The organism is Oryzomicrobium terrae (genome assembly GCF_008274805.1).
In the GTDB taxonomy this organism is placed as follows: domain Bacteria; phylum Pseudomonadota; class Gammaproteobacteria; order Burkholderiales; family Rhodocyclaceae; genus Oryzomicrobium; species Oryzomicrobium terrae.
Genome location: NZ_CP022579.1, coordinates 1,373,527 through 1,390,445 on the forward strand (window position 1 = coordinate 1,373,527; position 16,919 = coordinate 1,390,445).

A 16,919-nucleotide genomic window follows, 5' to 3' on the forward strand; every position below is an offset into this window, starting at 1 on the left:
CCGGGGCAAGTCGGGCCGCGTCCCGCCCGGTGGCGGGCAGGACGCGGCAGTGCCGTTGGAATGGGCGGCAGGGCGGGCTGACTCGGCGGGCGGCGCCCGTCACTCAGCGCTGTGCGACCCAGGCGGCGAAGTCGCCTTCGGGCATGGGGCGGCCGTAGAGATAGCCTTGGGCTTCGTCGCAGCCCAGGTTTTGCAAACAGGTCTGCTGCTCGGCGGTTTCCACCCCCTCGGCGATCACCGCCAGGGACAAGGTATGCCCCAGACGCACGATCATTTCGGCAATGGAGCTGCCGGCGCTTTCCTGTTGCAGCTGGGTGGCCAGGTCACGGACGAAGGAGCGGTCGATCTTGAGCCGGTCCAGGGGCAGGCGATGCAGGTGAGCCAGGGACGAGAAGCCGGTGCCGAAGTCGTCCAGGGCAATGCACAGGCCCCGATTTTTGCAGCGGGCCAGGGCTTCCCGGGCTAGGTCAACTTCCTGCATGGCCACGCTCTCGGTGATCTCCAGCTCGATGCGTTCGGGGGCGATGCGGTACTGCTCCAGGCATTCGCGCAGGAAGGGCAAAAAGGCCGGGTGGCGCAGCTGGGGCAGGGAAATGTTGATGGCGATCCGCGGCAGGTCGATGCCTTGGTCTTCCCAGCGCCGGAATTGGGCCAATGCCTGGTCCACCACCCAGTTGCCCAGGGGAATGATCAGGCCGGAGCGCTCGGCCAGGGAGATGAAGCGATCCGGCGGAATACGGCTGCCGTCGGTACGTTGCCAGCGGATCAGGGCTTCGGCGCCCGTGAGGCGGCCATCCACCATCGACAGCTGGGGTTGGTAGTGCAGGGAAAGCCCCAGGCCCTGCTGTTCCAGTGCGCCACGCAGGTCGGAGAGCAGCAGCAGCCGTTCCCGGGCGGCGGAGGACATGTCGCTGCGGTAGAGGTGGTAGCCTCCGCGCTGCTCGGTCTTGGCCCGATTGAGGGCGATGTTGGTGTTCTTGATCGCTTCCAGACCGCTGGCCCCGGCTTCGGCCAGGTCGGCTACGCCCAAGGTGCACGACACCAGGAAGGGGGTTTCGCCGAGCTGGAAGGGCTGGGTGAACAGGCCCAGGGTGCGCTCTGGTTCGAGTAGGGGGGCCGGGCCGAGCAGGGCGAAGACGTCGCCGGAGACCCGGGCCACGGTCACTTCGGTAGGCAGGGTGGCCAGCCGTTGGGCAACGGCGAGGAGAAGTTGATCCCCTTCCTGATGGCCCAGGGCGTCGTTGATTTCGGAGAAGCCGTCGATGTCGAGCAGCACCACCGAACGGGGCTGTTTGTCTTGATGCTGGGCGCGTAGCGCGTCATCGATGGCCCGGACGAAGGCGACCCGGTTGGGTAGCCGCGTCAGGGTATCGGCGTAGGCGTAGAAGTTGAGGTCGTTGAACAGGCCGACGTTTTCCAGACCGACCGCGATGTTGACGCAGAACACTTCGAGAAGGGTACGGTCGGTTTCCGACAGGGCGATGCCGGTTTCCAGGTACACCGCCGCATCCCGGCCGTGAGGGCAGGGGAAGAACAGCACCGTGTGGTCGTCGCCGAACTGATGGCGCTGTTCGGCCAGGGCGCGGCGGATCAGAGCGACGATGCGGGGGTCGTGCAGGCTGTCCAGGGGGGTGTCGATGCAGGGGGCGTAGCGGCCGGCGGCGGCGACGATCAGCAGCTCGTCGACCGGTGGCATGGTTGCACTGCTGGCACAGGGTTCGTGCTGGGCGCACAGCAGGCCTTCGGGACGCAGGCCGAGCAGGGCGGCGATCTGGGTCAGCACGCCTTCGGCAAAGCCTTTGAGCACGCGGCGCGAGAACAGGTCAGCAGCCGAGCGGACGATCAGGTCCAGACCGCGGCGGCTGGCGTTGATGGTGCGGATCTGTTCGAAGGAGCGCAGGGCCGTGGTCAGGGTGGTGACCAGGCGGGTGCGGGTCAGCTCGGACTTGGTCTTATAGTCGTTGATGTCGTAGTCGCGGATCACCGACAGTTCCGGCGCATAGCCGGGCTGGCCTGTGCGCAGGACGATGCGCACGTCGTAGAGCCCCAGCTCCTGGCGAATGTGGTGCACCAGACGCAGGCCGGCCTGCTCGTTTTCCATCACCACGTCGAGCAGGATTACGGCGACGTCGGGTTCCTCGCGCAGGACTGTTTCGGCATCTGCGGCGGAATAGGCGTGGCGAAATTCCAGGGAGCGGCCGAGGAGGGCGGTGCCTTCCAGGGCGAACAGGGTAGCGTGGTGGACTTCCGGGTCATCATCGACCACCAGAATTTTCCAGGCGTCCCGCCGGGGAGACTCTTGTTCTACGGCGGGTGTCTCATCTTCGATGATGTCGAGCGTGTCGTCCGATGCTTCCATGATGCTGATGAACTCTCCCTGTTGGTTCTCTTGCGGGTCCGTCGGTACCGCCAGTGCGCGCTCGATGGGGGTGGTCATTGGTTCTGAGGCGCGGCGGCAGCCGTGACAGACTCATGGTTATTTATTTTCAATGGCATTTTAATCACGAAGGTCGTGCCACTGCCAATTGGAGATAACCCGGAGGTCGCATCGTCAGCCTGGATGCTCTCGACCACGATACGGCCACCGAGAATCTGGGTGACGATGTTGTGCACGATGTTCAGGCCCAGCCCGCTACCGCCCTTGCCGAGCTTGGTGGTGAAGAAGGGGTCGAAGATGCGTTCGCGTAGATGGGGCGGGATGCCGACCCCGTCGTCGGCCACCCTGATCTCCAGCTCGTTGGGACCGGGCAGAGTCGCGGAAACGTGCAGGGTGCCATGCTCCCGTCCCTCGAAGGCATGGGTCAGGGCGTTGGTGGTGAAGTTGGTCAAAACTTGGCCGAGGGGGCCCGGAAAACTGTCCACCAGGATGTCGGGTGCAACGTCGATCACGACTTGGTAGGGGGTTTTCTTGAGCATCGGCTGCAGGGTGGCGAATACCTCGTCCACCACATGGCGCAGGTTGAATTGGCGACGCTGGCTGCTGGTCTGGTCCACCGCGACCTGTTTGAAGCTGGTGACCAGCTCGCGGGCCTGGGCCAGGTTCTTCATCAGCAGGTCGCAGGCGGTGCGCGAGCTATCCAGGTAGGCGTTCAAGGTCGAGCGCTTGAGGGCGCCTGATTCCACCTGGGCGATAAATTCCCGGGTCCGTTCGTCCAGGGTGCTGGCCACGGTGACGCCGTTACCGATCGGCGTGTTGAGCTCGTGGGCGACCCCGGCCACCAGGGAGCCCAGGGCTGCAAGTTTTTCCGAGCGGACCAGTTCTGCCTGGGTCTGCTGCAGGGTGAGGAGGGCTTCGCCCAATTCGTTGTTGGCCTGTTCCAGTTCGGCGGTGCGTACCCGGACACGGGCCTCCAGGCTTTCGTTGAGCTCTTCGATGCGGTGTTGGAAGGCGCGTTGCTCGGTGATGTCCACCGTGCTCCAGATGATGCAGGGGGCATCGCCGAGGCGAATCAGGTGGCCGGAAAGTAGGGTGCTGAGTGCTTGGTGCTGCCGGTTGTAGATGGTGATCTCGAAGTTCTCGGCGTGTCCATGCTCGGCGAGAGCTTCCAGGGCGGCGCGCAGTACCTCGGGATTTGCGACGACGCCGAGGTCGTGGGCCGTATGGCCGACTACCTGTTCCAGGGTCAGGCCGTGGAGCCGCTCCCAGGCCGTATTGACGTCGAGATAGGCGCCGGTCTCGGCATGACTCAAGGCCAGGGGTAGGGGCGAGACGCGGAACAGGTTGGCGAATTTTTCTTCGCTTTCGGCCAGGGCCCGGCGCTGCCGCTCCTGTTCGGTCACGTCCCGGGCGACCATAAGGAGGTAGCGTTCGCCGCGCAGTTCGATCTGGCTGGAAGACAGCTCGGCCAGGAAGGGGGTGCCATCCTTGCGTCGCAGGTGTACCCGCTGATTGCGTACCGAAAGGTCCGTCATCAGCTTGTTCACCAATTCGCGCCGCTCTTCGGTGTGGATCCAGATTCCCAGGTCGTAGGTGCTCTTGCCCAGGGCTTCTTCACGGGTATAGCCGAACAGGCCTTCCCAGCTGCCGTTCATGTCGAGAAAGCGGCCATCCTCGATACTGCTGATGGTGACCACGTCAGGCAGCAGGTAGAACATGCGGTAGAAACGTTCTTCACTTTCCTGCAGGGCGAGTTGTGCCTGTTTGCGGCCAGTGACGTCCTCTACGGTGCCGACGAAGCCGCCGTGTCGGCCTTCTTCCAACAAGGGGGCCGCATGAACCTGGATCCAGCGGGATGAGCCGTCGGGCATGGTCAGCTGGCTCTCGCCGGTGAATGCCTTGCCCGCGACGAGGGCTGCTGCCCATTGGGCTTCAACGGACGTCCGCGCCGAGGGGGCGACCCGTTCCCGCCAACCGCCCTTGAGGGCTTGTTGCCGGTCGAGCTGCATGATTTCCAGGTAGCGGTCGTTGAAGAAGACCGGGCGCATTTCTCCGTTGGTGACGAACACCCCGAGAGTGGTTCCTTGGGCAAGCGCATTAAAGCGCTGATGGGATGCCGCTAATTCCGCTTCGAGATGGCGCAGTGAGGATAGATCGAGATCGATGCAGTAGATCTCAGGTTCGCCATTGGCCCCGGCGATGAGCACCTGGGTCGAATAGATGGCCCGGATGCTCCCGTCCTTGCAGCAGGCCTCAAATTCACCCGGTGCGGGCGGATGGCCGCTTTCCACCGCGGCATCGCAGGCGGCGGCGAAGGCGGCGTACTCGTCGGGCCGAAGAATCAGTTGCTCGATGGGTTGTCCCAGGGCTTCTTCCGCCGTATAGCCGTAGAAGGCCTTGCTGGCCCGATTCCAGTAGATGACTTGTCGGTTTCGGTTGAAGCCCTGTACGGCAATGTTGTCCACCGCTTCGAAAATACGCCGGAAGCGGCTCTCGCTCTCGCGCAGGGCCGATTCTGCCTCGCTGCGGCGTAAGGATTCGGTATGGAGTTGGGCCGCATTTCGGGCGGCCTGCAGGCGCTGCTCCTGCTCGGCGAGCAAGATCAAGACAATGCCGATACAGAAGGTCAGGGCGGCAGTGAGCAGGTAACCGTAGGGGGCGAGGTCTGGCTGCAGGCGTACGTAAGGGGCGTCCATGACGTGGATGCCGTAGAGAACGAACAGCCCTCCCGCCACGCGAGCCAGTCGGTCGTCACGTACTCGGGCGCTGCGCCAGAATAGGCGGCCGATTTCGATCAGGACGCCCCCGGCGAGGAGAACGATCGGCAGGGTGCGGGCGACGAAACCCAGGTGAAGCAACTCACTCACGACGGCCCAGGCTACCGTCAGGCCGGGCAGGGCGACTATCGGCATGGGGCGCAGCGGGCGGTTGGCGTACTGGCGGGAACCGATCCAGAAAAAAGTGGTGGCCAGGGCGAAAGCCAGTGAGATCAGTCCGATGATCAGGCCGTCATGGCGTTGGAGGGTGTCCTGAACGAACTGAATCCCCAGGCGCAGCATGTTCACCAGGAAGGCTGTTCCCCACCAAGCCAGGTAGCGCCGCTGCCGATCCCGGGACCAGAGGTAGAAGAAGCAGCTGGCGAGGATGGAGGTGTTGATGATCGTCGCGACGATGGCTGTGGGCAGGGAGAACGCCATAGGCGGATGTCCGGTGGAATGCGGTGGGAGGGGCAAGGAGTCGTGGGCATTTTCGGTAGCTTTGATGCAAAATGAAAGCTTTCCCGACCCAGATTCCTCCCGTGGTGGATCTTGGGGGATGGGTTTTAGCCCTTTACCTTTGCTTCAGGAGAGTTTTCATGCAGGTTGCCACCCATCTGTTCGGCACCGTGGACGTCAATCCCGACACCATTCTCCAGTTTCCCCAAGGGCTGCTGGGGTTCGAAGAGAACCATCGTTTCCAGCTGATTCACGAGGAGTCTGCCGGCTCCCCTCCAGCGACTTTCACGCTGCAATCCCTGGACGATCCCGAAGTTGCGTTCCAGATCATTGACCCTACCGCGCTGGGATTCGAATACGAAGTGGAACTATCCGACGAGGAAACCGAAGCCTTGAAGCTTGCCTCCCTGGCGGACGTGGCGGTGATGGTGGTGCTGTTCAAGGAAGAGGGCAAGGTCGGGGTGGGCACCCGCTCGCCCTTGCTGATCAATGTTCGAGAGCGTCTCGGTATGCAGAAGGTGTTGCCCCAGATCAAGCCTAAGGTGATGCTGACCAGTCTGAGTACAGGCGTGTGAGTCTTTGCTGGCCTCGGCTTGGTTCTGTGGCTGGTTAAATAAAAACGACAACGGGCACCTCGTGGTGCCCGTTGTCGTTTTGGGTCGTGCTTGGCCGATAGGCCAGGTTGGTCAGGCGAGCTCGGTCAGTCCCTGTGCGTAGCGCTGGGCATTATCCACATAGTGGTCGGCACTGTGCGCCAGCCGGGCGATCTCCGCATCATCCAGTTGCCGCACCACCTTGCCCGGACTACCGAGGATGAGAACACCGTCCGGATAAACCTTGCCTTCCGGAATCAGGGTGTTGGCCCCGACGATACTGTTTCGCCCAATGACGGCCCGATTGAGCACGACTGCCCCGATGCCGATCAGTGAATTGTCGCCGACCGTGCAGCCGTGCAGCATCACCAGATGCCCGACCGTGACGTTGCGGCCCAGCGTTAGGGGAACCCCCTCGTCGGTGTGCAGCACCGAGCCGTCCTGGATATTGCTGTTGTCACCGATGGTGATGGGATCGTTATCGCCGCGCAGTACGGCGTTCCACCACACGCTGGCGCCGTCGCCAAGGCGCACGTCACCGATGATCGTGGCGTTTGGAGCGACCCAGGACGATGCGGCGAGCTGGGGTGTCTTTCCGGGCAGGCTGTAAGTCGGCATGGGGATTCCCTAATCAGTGGATGCTTACAGGCTGGCCCGATAGGTGGCGGCATCCATCAGCGTGGCGATTTCCGCTGGGTCGGTGGGGCGCAGCTTGAATAGCCAGGTCCCGTAGGGATCGCTGTTGACCGATTCGGGGGCGTCGGCGGCAGCCGCATTTACTTCGATAACCGTACCGGCCACCGGCGCGTGGGCGTCGGCGGCGGACTTCACCGATTCCACCACGGCAACCGGGTCACCGGCGGCCACCACTTTGCCCACTTCAGGCAGACCGACGAAGACCATGTCGCCAAGCAAATCCTGGCCGTGGTCAGACACTCCGACCACCACGGTGCCATCGGATTCGGAACGGGCCCACTCGTGGCCAGGGGCGTAGCGCAGATCGTCGGGGATATGGGTCATGGAATTCTCCTGAGCGGCCCTTGGGGTTGCGGCCTGTATTGATGGACTGGCCTGGGACTATACCGGACCCTCCCCATTCCCGGAACGGCGGGAGAGGGCGGGCCAGATACAAAATGTTCACACAATGAAGATAAGAATTACTTGCATTGAACTGTTTGTTTGATAATAATTCTCAAAACGACACCCGGTTCCGGGTCTTCACTTGAGAGTAGCCGCCGCCATGTACGTTTGTGTCTGCCATGCCGTGACCAGCCGTGATATCTCCCGGGAAATCTCCCAGGGGGCCACGACCTACCGCGAATTGCGTGAGAACCTGTGCGTCGGCACCTGCTGCGGCAAGTGCTGCAAGGACGTAAAGGCCCAGTTACGCGAAGAGACCGCCGGTGCCTTCTCCCTGCCTGGTCTGCTGCAACCCGCCTGAGTCGGGGCTCCGGAGTACTCCCGCTTTCGCCTGGCGGGGCCTGTGCTAACCTTGAGGAAATCCTTAAATTCAGGAGTTCCGGGTTATGAAGGGCGACAAGAAGGTTATCCAGCACCTCAACAAAATCCTCACCGGCGAACTGACGGCCATCAACCAGTACTTTCTGCATGCTCGCATGTTCAAGAACTGGGGGCTAAAACGGCTCAACGATAAGGAGTATCGCTCCTCCATCGACGAGATGAAGTTTGCCGACAAGATCATCGAACGGGTGCTGTTCCTCGAAGGTCTGCCTAACCTGCAGCAGCTCGGCAAACTCTACATCGGCGAAAATCCCCGTGAAATGCTGGAATGCGACCTCAAGCTCCAGCATCACCTGCTGCCGTTGCTCAAGGACGGAATCGCCTATTGCGAATCGGTGGCTGACTACGTTACCCGCGAGTTGCTCGAAGACATCCTGGAGGAAGAGGAAGAGCGGGTCGATTGGCTGGAAACCCAGTTCACCCTGATCGAGCAAGTAGGCCTGGAGAATTACCTCCAGGCTCAGATGAACGACGACTGACCTCTCGTCGGGCGTGCTCCAGCGGGCCGGTCGAACCGGCCCGCTGTGTTATGATCGGTTCTGTTTTTTCCTTGATTGGCGGGTGTTTCCGCCATTGCAAAGCGTGTGTGTGACCGCTTTGACCGTGCCTGCCCGCATCAGTGGCTCTGATGCGACGTCTTGTCAGGCCTGCCGCCGCTACCGGCAGATTGCATCCATGAACTGCGATTTCCACTGTCACTCCACCTGTTCCGATGGCCTATTGCCGCCGGCAGACGTCGTGCGTCGCGCTCACGCCAACGGGGTAACCTGGCTGGCCTTGACCGATCACGACGAGTTGGCCGGAATCCCCGAAGCCCAGGCTACCGCCGAGGAGTTGGGAGTGCGCTTTGCCCCGGGCGTGGAAATTTCCATCGAATGGGCCGATACCCCCATCCATATGGTTGGTCTGGCGGTTGATCCGACCAGTGCCGATCTGGTGGCCGGTCTGACCGCTATACGCAATGGTCGGGAAGATCGAGCGCGGCGAATGGCAGCGGAACTGGAGCGCATTGGCATCCGCGGTACGTTCGAAGGTGCCATGGGGTACTGCGAGAATCCAAGCCTTATCTCGCGTGCGCATTTTGCTCGCTATCTGGTGCAGATCGGCATTGCCAAGGATGTGAAGAGCGTCTTCGACGATTACCTGGTGCCCGGCAAGCCCGGCTACGTGCCGCACCGCTGGGTGACCTTGGAGGAGGCCTTGGCCTGGGTGCATGGCGCTGGCGGGCTTGCCGTCGTGGCGCACCCGGGACGTTACAAGCTATCCAACAAGCACTTGGGGTTTTTCTTCGAAGCCTTCAAGGACTGTGGTGGCGATGCCATCGAGGTGGTGTCCGGCAGCCACGGCCCCGACGAGGTAGCCAAGTTTGCTCACGTGGCGCGCAAGTTCGGTTTTCTCGCCTCGCGCGGGTCCGATTTTCACGGACCGGGCGAGAGCTACTCTGACCTGGGGCGTATTGCCTCCCTTCCCGACGGGCTGACCCCGGTCTGGGAAAAAATGTAGTTCGTTTTCTCCTATTTTTTATGGCCGAGTATTTTTCTGTCCACCCGCAGAATCCCCAGCCCCGCTTGCTTGCCAAAGCGGCTGAACTGATCCGTGGGGGGGGTATCGTCGTTTTTCCCACCGACTCCTGCTATGCCTTGGGCTGCCATCTGGGTGACAAGGATGCCCTGGAACGGATCCGCACGATTCGCGGCGTGGACGAGCGCCATCACTTCACCCTGATGTGTCGCGATCTTTCCGAGATCGCCCACTATGCCCGGGTGGACAACGCCCAGTACCGGCTGCTCAAAAACACCACCCCAGGCAGCTATACCTTCATTCTTGAGGGCACCAAGGAATTGCCGCGGCGGGTGCTTCATCCCAAGCGCAAGACCATTGGCCTGCGCGTACCGGATAACGTAATTGCCCAGGCCTTGCTGGCCGAGTTGGGCGAACCGCTGCTTACCTCGACCTTGCTTCTGCCCGGTGAGGATCTGCCCCTGAACGATGGCGAGGAAATCCGTGAGCGCCTCGATGCACAGGTGGACTTGGTGGTCGATGGTGGCGGTTGCGGCGTCGAGCCGACCACAGTGATTGACCTGACCGGTGGGCGCCCTGAACTGATCCGGGCCGGCCGCGGCGATCCGTCCCCTTTCGGGCTGGAACGGCCCTGAACCGCCGTTTCGTGCCTACCTCAAGCGTCGCCTGGCGGCTTTGCTAGAATCCGGGGCCGCCTTCATTCGCCTATCATGGATATCAACAGCCTGATTCAAACCATCGCCATCGTCGCGCTGCCGGTGATCTTTGCCATCACCTTGCACGAGGCTGCCCATGGTTACGTGGCGCGCTATTTTGGCGATCCTACCGCCTGGCAAGCGGGGCGGATCAGCCTCAATCCCTTGCGCCACATCGATCCGGTGGGCACGCTGCTGGTGCCGGGGCTGATCTTGTTTACCAGCTACGCTCTGGGTGGCGACGCCATTCTGTTTGGCTGGGCCAAACCGGTGCCCGTGGATTTCAGCCGCCTGCGCAATCCCAAGAAGGATATGTTGTGGGTAGCAGCCGCCGGGCCGGCGGCCAACGTGGTGATGGCCTGCATCTGGGCGCTGTGTCTCAAGCTGGCCTGGGAGATGCCGCTCAATCCCTACAGCCTGCCCCTGGCGGAAATGAGCAAGGCGGGTATCAACATCAACCTGGTGTTGATGGCCCTCAATCTGCTGCCTCTGCCGCCCCTTGATGGCGGGCGCATCGCTGTTAGTCTGCTGCCGCACCGCGCGGCCTGTAAGTTTGCCCAGCTTGAGCGCTGGGGCTTTCCAATTTTGCTGCTGCTGCTGTTTACCGGGGTGCTCAGCATGGTGCTGGTGCCCATCGTTAGCCTGGCTCAGGCGTTGCTGGTCGCCTTGTTTCAGCTTCCTGGCTAATCCTCGTTTTCCGGCCTTTTTTTCTCGGAACCATCATGTACGTCGAACGCATCGTTTCTGGCATGCGCCCCACGGGGGCGCTCCACCTTGGTCACTACCATGGTGTGCTCAAGAACTGGGTCAAGCTCCAGCATGAGTACCCTTGCCTGTTCTTTGTGGCCGACTGGCATGCGCTCACGACCAACTACGACAGCCCCCAGATCATCGAGGATTCGGTGTGGGACATGGTGATCGACTGGCTGGCTGCCGGGGTGGATCCTTCCCAGGCTTCGATCTTCATCCAGTCCAAGGTGCCCGAGCACGCCGAGCTGCATCTTTTGCTGTCGATGATGACGCCTCTGGGCTGGCTGGAACGGGTGCCGACCTACAAGGATCAGCAGGAAAAGCTCTCGCACAAGGACTTGTCCACCTACGGCTTCCTTGGCTACCCGCTGCTGATGAGTGCCGACATCCTCATCTACCGGGCCAAGTACGTGCCGGTGGGCGAAGACCAGATTCCCCACATCGAGTTTTCCCGGGAGCTGGTGCGCCGTTTCAACCACCTCTATGGCCGCGAGCCGGGCTTTGCCGAAAAGGCCCAGGAAGCGGTGAAGAAGCTGGGCAGCAAGAAGGCCAAGCTCTACGAGGAACTGCGCACCCGCTACCAGCAGGAGGGTGACGCTGCTGCCATTGGCCAGGCCCAGGCCCTGCTCGATGAAGTCCAGCACCTGTCCAACGTGGACCGGGAGCGTCTGTTCGGCTACCTGGAGGGAACCGGCAAGATGATTCTGCAGGAGCCCGAGGCCTTGCTTACCGAAGCTTCCAAGATGCCTGGCCTGGACGGGGGCAAGATGTCCAAGTCCTACGGCAACACCATCACGCTGCGCGAGGACGAAGAATCCGTGCGCAACAAGATCAAAAAGATGCCTACCGACCCGCAGCGGGTGCGCCGCACCGACCCGGGCGATCCCGAAAAGTGCCCGGTGTGGCAGCTGCACCAGGTTTATTCCGGCAGTGAGGTCAAGGAGTGGGTGCAGAAGGGTTGCAAGAGCGCCGGCATCGGCTGCCTGGAGTGCAAGCAGCCGGTGATCGACGGCATCCTCAAGGAGCAGGCGCCGATGCGCGAGCGGGCCCAGATGTACCTGGACGATCCCCAGCTGGTACGTAACATCGTCGCCGACGGCAACGAAAAAGCGCGCAAGCTCGCCCAGGAAACCATGCGCGACGTGCGCGAGGCCATAGGCCTGGGCTACAACTGACACCCAAAGGGCGACCCGGTGAATCCTCAGGCCCCCGCTACGCCTCCGGCGCCAGACGCGTCCGACGCGCCGGACATCCTCGACACCGCCCCGGAAGGAATGGTGGAGGCGGCGGCCGAGCAGGCGGCTCTGGCCATCGAGTCCATTGATGCGGTGGCACGCATCTACGGCTCGCCGATGACCGAGGTGCCTCAGGATTTGTATATCCCGCCGGATGCCCTGGAGGTGTTTCTCGACGCCTTCGAAGGTCCTTTGGACTTGTTGCTGTATCTGATCCGCAAGGCCAATATCAACATCCTCGACATTCCGATGGCGCCACTGACTGTCCAGTACCTGGAGTACGTGGAGGCAATGCGCACCACCAACCTGGAACTGGCGGCGGATTACTTGGTGATGGCGGCGATGCTCATCGAGATCAAGAGCCGCATGCTGCTGCCCCGGGCCAAGACCGAGGACAGCGACGAGGTTGAGGATCCCCGGGCCGAATTGGTGCGCCGCCTGATCGAGTACGAGCAGATGAAGCGCGCCGCTTTCGCCTTGGATGAACTGCCTCAGGCTGACAGGGATTTCCACTGGGCCGAGGTGTGGGCCGAGAAGAGCGAGGCCCTGCGCTACCCGGATGTGAATCCGGAAGACCTGAAGCGGGCGTGGCAGGTGATCCTGCGTCAGGCCAAGCTGACCAAGGCCCACACCATCCGCCGCGAAGAACTGTCAGTACGCGAACACATGGGCATCATTTTGCGCGAGTTGCGCGACCGGGGCGGCTTCGTCGAATTCACCCACCTGTTCGACACCACTCAGGGGGTGTCGGTACTGGTGGTGCACTTCCTCGCCATGCTCGAGTTGGCGCGAGAAAAGCTGATTGCTCTGAGCCAGACCGAGGCGTTCCAGCCCATTTACGTGAGGTTGTCCGATGGCCAATCCAGCAGCGAAGTCGTCGAACAGTCGGTCGAGTAAGACCGGGCCGAGCAATACGGCCGAGCTCAAGCGCATCCTGGAAGCCGCCTTATTGTGCACCCAGGAGCCCTTGACGCTGAATGAACTCAAGCGCATGTTTGACGAGGACTATGGCAACGACCTGTTGCGCAAGCTCCTCGACGATCTGCGCATCGAATGGGAAGGGCGCTCCGTCGAATTGGTGCAACTGGCCTCCGGCTGGCGCTTCCGTACCAAGGCCGAATATGTCTCCTATGTGGAGCGTATCCATCCGGAAAAGCCGCCGCGCTATTCTCGGGCGGTGATGGAAACCCTGGCGATCATCGCCTACCGCCAGCCGGTCACCCGGGGCGATATCGAAGAAATCCGTGGGGTGGCTGTGGCCACCCAAGTCATCAAGGCCCTGGAAGAGCGGGGCTGGGTAGACGTGGTGGGCTACCGTGAAACGCCGGGGCGTCCCGGCCTCTATGCCACCACCAAGAAATTCCTGGACGATCTGGGGCTGCGCAGCCTGACCGAGCTGCCGCCCCTGGAAGACATCAACCCGAATCTGGATCTAGCCGATGCCTTACAACAAATCTAAGAGCCCCAAGAACAGCGCCCCCCGTGACGGCCAGGAAGGCGCCGCCGGCGGCCGTCCGGAAGGCCGCAAGGGACCGCGCCGTCCGTTCCGTAACCGCCCGCCCCGTGGCGAAGGTCAGGGGGGAAGTGAGCGCAGTGCGCAAGCAGGAGCGGGCGGCGACGTTCGCCCCCCCCGCCAGTCCGGTGAAGGACGCCCTCCTCGTAATGGCAATGGACCGGAAGGCTCCCGTGGTCCGCGTCCACCGCGCCCCGAAGGTGCAGGTGGTTCGGGCGGTGGCAAGTCGTTTGGCCGCGGTGGCCGCCGCCGTCCGGATGGTGAAAGTCGGGAGGTAAACGGCAACGTGGCGGAACGCCAGGAACGGCGCGGATCTTCCGATGGTGGCCGTGGCGAGGGGCGCCCTGAGCGGCGTTTCGAAGGGGAGGGTTCCCAGCCCAAGCGGGGGCCCGTCCGCCGGGCCAAGCGGATTGCCGCTCCCGGCGAAGAAAAGCGCGGTCCTGGCAAAGGGGCGCCCCGCGGCAAGATCAAGGGGCCGGTCGAGCCGACCAAGCCCGAGCGTCTGCATAAAGTGCTGGCCCAGGCAGGTGTCGGCTCGCGCCGGGAGATGGAGGAATGGATTCTCTCCGGCCGGGTCAGCGTCAATGGCTTGCCTGCCGAAGTGGGGCAGCTGGTGGGGCCGACGGACCGGGTCAAGGTCAATGGCAAACTGCTCAACCTGAAATTCGCCAACCGGGTGCCGCGCGTGATCATGTATCACAAGCCGGAAGGCCAGATCGTTTCCCGAGACGACCCGGATGGCCGTGAAACCGTCTTTGAGGCCTTGCCGGTCCTGCGGGGTGGGCGTTGGATCGCCGTTGGCCGCCTCGACTTCAATACCAGCGGTCTGCTGCTGTTCACGACCTCGGGCGAACTGGCTAACCGGCTGATGCACCCGCGCTACAACATCATCCGCGAGTACGCGGTACGGGTGCTGGGGGATTTGACCGACGAAGCCCAGGATCAACTGGTGGACGGCATCGAGCTCGAAGATGGTCCGGCACGCTTCTCGACCCTGGAAGACGCAGGTGGGGAAGGGGCGAACCGCTGGTATCACGTGACCTTGTCCGAGGGGCGTAACCGGGAAGTGCGGCGTATGTTCGAAGCGGTGGGCGTGACCGTCAGCCGTCTGATGCGGGTTCGCTACGGTCCTCTGATCATGCCCAGCCGCCTCAAGCGTGGGCAATGGATGGAACTGCCCGAGCACGATGTGGCGGCACTCTTTCAGGCAGTCGGTATGTCGGTGCCGGGGACTGGCAACAACGCCTTCCGGCGCGGCATGACCGGGGTGTATACCGGGAATGACAACTCGTCCCAAGGTCGTCCGCCGCGTGGGATGCGTTAACCGCGTCCTGTCGGCCTTTCAGGCCAGAAATCATCTGGAAAGCTCGCTGCGGTGCCTTTTTGCGGCACTGCAGCGATTGATGGGGGGCTGGTTTCCGGATATAATTCAAAGGCTTTGTATGTAGGCTGCTATCGTGCTTTGCCGTCGTGACGGCGAAAGCGGCATGAGTAGCCGGTTAAATCATCTTTTTTTGGATGGGCGTTTCGCCCATTTTTTATTTGTAGCGCATGGATCTGCGAGAACTGCTGGATACAACGGTTACGGGCCTCGGTTACGAGCTCGTACTACTCGAGTTGTCGCCCAAAGGGCGGCTGCTGCGGGTGTTCATTGACAAACCTGAGAAGGAAGGTGGGGTCAATGTGGACGACTGCGTCACCGTCAGCAATCAGCTGACACGGGTGCTGATGGTTGAAAACATCGACTACGACCGCTTGGAAGTTTCCTCTCCGGGGCTGGACCGTCCCTTGGTCAAAGAGGCCGATTACGCGCGCTTCGCTGGTCAGGAAGTGCAGATCCGCTTGCGTGTGGCGAAGGAAAATCGCCGAAATTTCAATGGCATCCTGCTCGGCCTGCAGGGTGGCAAGGTAAGCCTGCGAACGGAAACCGGCGATGTGGAACTGGATTACGACCACATTGAAAAAGCCCGGCTGGTTCCCAAGTTCGACTGACCGGCGATAGAGGAGGTGCAAGAATGAGCCGCGAGATGTTGCTGCTGGTAGATGCGCTGGCGCGCGAAAAGAACGTCACCAAGGAAATCGTTTTCGGTGCCCTGGAATTGGCGCTGGCTTCGGCTACGAAGAAGAAGATCGCCGAAGAATCGGATGTGCGGGTGACGATCGATCGCACGACCGGTAATTTCGATTCCTTCCGTCGCTGGGAAGTTGTGGAAGACGAGGCGCTGGAAGACGAGGCGCTGCAGATTTCCCTGGAAAAAGCCAGAGAGATTGATCCGGACATCGAACTGGGTGGTTTCATTGAAGAGCCCCTCGAACCGGTGGACTTTGGCCGGATTGGTGCCCAGGCTGCCAAGCAGGTGATTCTGCAAAAGATCCGTGATGCCGAACGGGAACAGGTGCTGACCGACTTCCTGGCGCGCAAGGAACACCTGGTGACGGGCACCATCAAGCGCATCGAGCGCGGTAACGCCATCATCGAATCCGGCAAGATCGAGGCCCTGCTGCCCCGCGATCAGATGATTCCCAAGGAAAACCTGCGGGTTGGCGACCGGGTCAAGGCCTATTTGCTGCGCATCGACCGCAATGCCCGCGGTCCCCAGATCATCCTGTCGCGTACCGCTCCTGAGTTCATCATCAAGCTGTTCGAGCTGGAAGTCCCTGAGATCGATGACGGTCTCATGGAAATCAAGGCGGCTGCCCGGGACCCCGGTGTGCGCGCCAAGATCGCGGTCAAATCCAACGACCAGCGCGTCGATCCGATTGGTACCTGCATCGGCATGCGCGGTGCGCGCGTCAATGCGGTGACCAACGAACTGGGCGGTGAGCGCGTGGACATCATCAACTGGTCGGCTGATCCGGCCCAGTTTGTGGTGGGCGCCCTGGCGCCGGCCGAGGTTCTGTCCATCGTGGTGGACGAAGATCGGCACACCATGGATGTGGTGGTGAACGAAGAAAACCTGGCGATCGCTATCGGCCGTGGCGGCCAGAACGTCCGCCTGGCTTCGGAGCTCGCGGGCTGGAACATCAACCTCATGACTGAGGAAGAATCCGAGAAGAAAGCCGAGGCTGAACAGGCCGCCACCCGGCTGCTCTTCATGGAAAAGCTGGATGTGGACGAGGACGTGGCCAACGTGCTGATCGAGGAAGGCTTCTCCTCCCTCGAAGAAGTGGCTTATGTGCCCTTGGCCGAAATGCTCGAAATCGAAGCCTTCGACGAAGCTTCGGTGCACGAGCTGCGGGAGCGTGCCCGCAACATCCTGCTCACCGAGGCCATCGTCACCGAAGAGCAGCTGGAGCAGGTCTCCGACGATCTGCTGTCCCTCGATGGCATGGACAAGCAACTGGCGGCCAAACTCGCCCAGAACGGTGTGAAGGCGCGCGATGACCTGGCTGACCTGGCCATCGACGAACTCACCGATATGACCGGCATCGATCCGGAACGGGCCAAGGCTCTCATCACTACGGCCCGGGCCCACTGGTTCGAGTAAGCACGGAGGAC

Annotated in this window: 16 protein-coding genes; 12 read left to right on the top strand and 4 right to left on the bottom strand. The window is 62.0% G+C overall.

Annotation, left to right across the window (positions count from 1 at the left end; all coding sequences use genetic code 11):
- Positions 1-103: 103 nt before the first annotated feature.
- Positions 104-2,437, bottom strand: coding sequence for a GGDEF/EAL domain-containing response regulator (locus OTERR_RS06320; protein WP_149425178.1), 2,334 nt, complete (start codon positions 2,435-2,437; stop codon positions 104-106).
- A complete protein-coding gene (locus OTERR_RS06325; protein ID WP_149425179.1) occupies positions 2,434-5,574 on the bottom strand; it encodes a PAS domain S-box protein in 3,141 nt (1,046 codons plus the stop codon). The genes OTERR_RS06320 and OTERR_RS06325 overlap by 4 nt, the downstream gene beginning before the upstream one ends.
- A gap of 158 nt (positions 5,575-5,732) precedes the next feature.
- Between OTERR_RS06325 and fliW the strand changes: the two genes are divergently transcribed.
- Positions 5,733-6,167, top strand: coding sequence for a flagellar assembly protein FliW (gene fliW / locus OTERR_RS06330; protein ID WP_149425180.1), 435 nt, complete (start codon positions 5,733-5,735; stop codon positions 6,165-6,167).
- Positions 6,168-6,278: 111 nt separating this feature from the next.
- On the opposite strand, the gene OTERR_RS06335 is transcribed toward fliW, so the two are convergent.
- Positions 6,279-6,803 carry a gamma carbonic anhydrase family protein gene (locus OTERR_RS06335; protein WP_149425181.1) on the bottom strand — a complete coding sequence of 175 codons (525 nt, stop codon included), beginning with the start codon at positions 6,801-6,803 and terminating at the stop codon, positions 6,279-6,281.
- A 24-nt stretch (positions 6,804-6,827) separates the two neighbouring features.
- Positions 6,828-7,205, bottom strand: coding sequence for a glycine cleavage system protein GcvH (gcvH, locus tag OTERR_RS06340; RefSeq protein ID WP_054620551.1), 378 nt, complete (start codon positions 7,203-7,205; stop codon positions 6,828-6,830).
- A 202-nt stretch (positions 7,206-7,407) separates the two neighbouring features.
- On the opposite strand from gcvH, the gene OTERR_RS06345 reads away from it, so the two are divergent.
- From OTERR_RS06345 to nusA, 11 genes are all read left to right on the top strand, one after another.
- Positions 7,408-7,626 carry a (2Fe-2S)-binding protein gene (locus OTERR_RS06345; protein WP_246154371.1) on the top strand — a complete coding sequence of 73 codons (219 nt, stop codon included), beginning with the start codon at positions 7,408-7,410 and terminating at the stop codon, positions 7,624-7,626.
- An 85-nt stretch (positions 7,627-7,711) separates the two neighbouring features.
- Positions 7,712-8,185, top strand: a complete 474-nt coding sequence (bfr, locus tag OTERR_RS06350) for a bacterioferritin (protein WP_054620553.1) — start codon at positions 7,712-7,714, stop codon at positions 8,183-8,185.
- Between the two features lie 109 nt (positions 8,186-8,294).
- Positions 8,295-9,209 carry a 3',5'-nucleoside bisphosphate phosphatase gene (locus tag OTERR_RS06355; protein WP_342780115.1) on the top strand — a complete coding sequence of 305 codons (915 nt, stop codon included), beginning with the start codon at positions 8,295-8,297 and terminating at the stop codon, positions 9,207-9,209.
- A 20-nt stretch (positions 9,210-9,229) separates the two neighbouring features.
- On the top strand, positions 9,230-9,862 hold the full coding sequence (locus OTERR_RS06360; RefSeq protein WP_149425182.1) for an L-threonylcarbamoyladenylate synthase: 633 nt from the start codon (positions 9,230-9,232) through the stop codon (positions 9,860-9,862).
- 81 nt (positions 9,863-9,943) lie between these two features.
- Positions 9,944-10,609: a site-2 protease family protein gene (locus OTERR_RS06365; RefSeq protein ID WP_149426453.1), complete on the top strand. Its 666-nt coding sequence runs from the start codon at positions 9,944-9,946 to the stop codon at positions 10,607-10,609.
- A gap of 35 nt (positions 10,610-10,644) precedes the next feature.
- On the top strand, positions 10,645-11,847 hold the full coding sequence (locus tag OTERR_RS06370; RefSeq protein WP_149425183.1) for a tryptophan--tRNA ligase: 1,203 nt from the start codon (positions 10,645-10,647) through the stop codon (positions 11,845-11,847).
- Between the two features lie 99 nt (positions 11,848-11,946).
- Positions 11,947-12,804, top strand: a complete 858-nt coding sequence (locus OTERR_RS06375; protein ID WP_149426454.1) for a segregation and condensation protein A — start codon at positions 11,947-11,949, stop codon at positions 12,802-12,804.
- A complete protein-coding gene (gene scpB / locus OTERR_RS06380; protein ID WP_054620558.1) occupies positions 12,761-13,366 on the top strand; it encodes an SMC-Scp complex subunit ScpB in 606 nt (201 codons plus the stop codon). Before OTERR_RS06375 ends, scpB begins: the two co-directional genes overlap by 44 nt.
- Positions 13,367-13,706: 340 nt before the next feature.
- Positions 13,707-14,744, top strand: coding sequence for a 23S rRNA pseudouridine(2605) synthase RluB (gene rluB / locus OTERR_RS06385; RefSeq protein ID WP_246154376.1), 1,038 nt, complete (start codon positions 13,707-13,709; stop codon positions 14,742-14,744).
- Positions 14,745-14,971: 227 nt separating this feature from the next.
- Complete coding sequence (rimP, locus tag OTERR_RS06390; protein WP_054620560.1) at positions 14,972-15,412, top strand: ribosome maturation factor RimP; 441 nt, start codon at positions 14,972-14,974, stop codon at positions 15,410-15,412.
- 23 nt (positions 15,413-15,435) lie between these two features.
- Complete coding sequence (nusA, locus tag OTERR_RS06395; protein WP_054620561.1) at positions 15,436-16,908, top strand: transcription termination factor NusA; 1,473 nt, start codon at positions 15,436-15,438, stop codon at positions 16,906-16,908.
- Positions 16,909-16,919 lie beyond the last annotated feature (11 nt).

What these genes read in the sequence shown, in the direction of transcription:
- OTERR_RS06320 (WP_149425178.1), bottom strand. Translation starts at nt 2,437, where the DNA reads ATGACCACCCCCATCGAGCGCGCACTGGCGGTACCGACGGACCCGCAA.
- OTERR_RS06325 (WP_149425179.1), bottom strand. Translation starts at nt 5,574, where the DNA reads ATGGCGTTCTCCCTGCCCACAGCCATCGTCGCGACGATCATCAACACC.
- fliW (WP_149425180.1), top strand. Translation starts at nt 5,733, where the DNA reads ATGCAGGTTGCCACCCATCTGTTCGGCACCGTGGACGTCAATCCCGAC.
- OTERR_RS06335 (WP_149425181.1), bottom strand. Translation starts at nt 6,803, where the DNA reads ATGCCGACTTACAGCCTGCCCGGAAAGACACCCCAGCTCGCCGCATCG.
- gcvH (WP_054620551.1), bottom strand. Translation starts at nt 7,205, where the DNA reads ATGACCCATATCCCCGACGATCTGCGCTACGCCCCTGGCCACGAGTGG.
- bfr (WP_054620553.1), top strand. Translation starts at nt 7,712, where the DNA reads ATGAAGGGCGACAAGAAGGTTATCCAGCACCTCAACAAAATCCTCACC.
- OTERR_RS06360 (WP_149425182.1), top strand. Translation starts at nt 9,230, where the DNA reads ATGGCCGAGTATTTTTCTGTCCACCCGCAGAATCCCCAGCCCCGCTTG.
- OTERR_RS06370 (WP_149425183.1), top strand. Translation starts at nt 10,645, where the DNA reads ATGTACGTCGAACGCATCGTTTCTGGCATGCGCCCCACGGGGGCGCTC.
- OTERR_RS06375 (WP_149426454.1), top strand. Translation starts at nt 11,947, where the DNA reads ATGGTGGAGGCGGCGGCCGAGCAGGCGGCTCTGGCCATCGAGTCCATT.
- scpB (WP_054620558.1), top strand. Translation starts at nt 12,761, where the DNA reads ATGGCCAATCCAGCAGCGAAGTCGTCGAACAGTCGGTCGAGTAAGACC.
- rimP (WP_054620560.1), top strand. Translation starts at nt 14,972, where the DNA reads ATGGATCTGCGAGAACTGCTGGATACAACGGTTACGGGCCTCGGTTAC.
- nusA (WP_054620561.1), top strand. Translation starts at nt 15,436, where the DNA reads ATGAGCCGCGAGATGTTGCTGCTGGTAGATGCGCTGGCGCGCGAAAAG.